The organism is Acidovorax sp. LjRoot117 (genome assembly GCF_964252695.1).
Lineage (GTDB): Bacteria > Pseudomonadota > Gammaproteobacteria > Burkholderiales > Burkholderiaceae_C > Acidovorax.
The window spans coordinates 1-1,961 of sequence record NZ_CAXUPO020000030.1; the positions used below are offsets into that span (position 1 = coordinate 1).

Here is a 1,961-nt window from a genome sequence, read left to right on the forward strand (position 1 = left end):
CACTACTACTTCACGCACAGCGCGGGCAGCCACACCCTGGTGCTGGCCGACGACATCGTGGGCTCACACAGCCCGCTGCCGGGCGGGCACGTCATCCCGTTCTACCCACCGGGCAAGGCGGCCGTGGCCGAGCGCGAGCACTTCCATGCGTGGGAGCTAACCCAGGAAGTGCAGCCCGGACGCCACTACAACGACGACTACGACTTCAAGAAACCCCGGGCGGACCTGTCCAACATGCGCCAAAACCCCCCGGGGCACGAGCACGACAAGTACGAAATCTACGAATGGCCCGGCGGCTACACCGAATTCCCGGACGGCGAGACCTACGCCCGGCTGCGCCTGCAGGAACACCTGGCCAAGCAAAACCGCGTGCTGGGCCGCGCCAACAAACGCAACCTGGCGCCCGGCTACACCATCAACCTGGAAAACTACCCGCGCGAAGACCAAAACCGCCAGTACCTGGTGCTGAGCGTGCACTACCACTTCGAAGAAAACCCCGAAGTGAGCAGCGCCAAGGCAGGGGGCGCCACGGCGACCAAGAACACGCAGGAGGCCGGCTCCATCCAACAATTCGTGATGCGGGCGCAGCCCACCAGCAGCGACTACCGCCCCCCGCGCACCACAGAAAAGCCGCGCACCCGCGGCCCCCAGACCGCGGTGGTGGTGGGCCCGCCCGGAGAAGAGATCTGGACCGACAAGTACGGGCGCGTCAAAGTGCAGTTCCACTGGGACCGCATCGGCGCGATGGACGAGAACTCCAGCTGCTGGGTGCGCGTGTCCACCAGCTGGGCGGGCCCGCAGTTCGGCGCCGTGTTCATCCCGCGCATCGGCATGGAAGTCATCATCGACCACCTCAACGGTGACCCGGACTACCCCATCCTCACCGGCTGCGTCTACAACGCCGTCAACATGCCCCCGTGGAGCCTGCCGGGCAACGCCACGCAAAGCGGGATCCTCACGCGATCGAGCAAGGGCGGCGCGGCGGGCGCGGGTATGAAGAACGGCCCGGGCGACGCCAACGCCCTGCGGTTTGAAGACAAGGCCGGGCAGGAACAGCTGTGGCTGCACGCGCAGAAAGACCAGCTGACCGAAGTTGAGAACGACGAAGAAAAGTGGGTGGGCCGCGACCGCGAGAAGACCATCGACCGGGACGAGACCAACACCATCCACCGGGACCGTACCGAGACGGTGGACCGCAACGAGAAGATCACCGTGCACGGCTGGCGCACGGAAGAGGTCGATGGGGACGAGACCATCACCATCCACAGCAACCGCAAGGAGCGGGTGGACCACAACGAAAAGATCAGCATCGGCGACAACCGCAAGGAAAGCGTCGGCAAGAACGAGACGGTGAACATCGGCCTGACCAAGCGGCACACCATCGGGATCCTGTCCATGCTCAACGTGGGCGTGGTGCGCATGATGAACGTCGGGGCGGCGTACAGCCAGAACATCGGCGTGATGATGTCCACCATCGTGGGCAAGAGCCAGACCACACAGGTCGGCCAGACCCAGAAAACCACCGTGGGCAAAGACTACGTGCTGGAAGTGGGCGCAGGTGCGGGACAAAGCGCGGCAGGAGACGGCGCGCCGACCGCAGCGGGCGCGGGGGTCAAGAACATCGTCGCGCCCACGGGTGCACCGTCGGGTGGCGAAGGTGGCGGTGGTGGGGGCGATGCGCCCAGCTGCATCAAGATCGATGCGACCCAGATCTTCCTGGAGTCCAAAAAGATCCACCTCAACGCCAAGGACGAGATCTTGCTCACCTGCGGCAGCAGCACCATCAAGCTCACGCCGGGCCAGATCGAAGTGCTGTCACCGCTGGACAAGCTCAATTGCTGAGCTGATTTGAATTGCGCTGGGCTGGCGCACCCCTTGTTTGCTGCACAAGCATGGCGGCAAACGGGTGCGCACGCACAGCGCGGTGCGCCAAAAAAAACACATTCATTCATAAATAAAGA

1 protein-coding gene is annotated in these 1,961 nt (G+C 64.2%); it reads left to right on the top strand.

Annotated elements, in window-relative coordinates:
* Positions 1 to 1,842: type VI secretion system Vgr family protein (locus ACSQ3D_RS27835; protein ID WP_436129029.1), on the top strand; the 1,842-nt coding region annotated here is incomplete at its 5' end.
* Positions 1,843 to 1,961 lie beyond the last annotated feature (119 nt).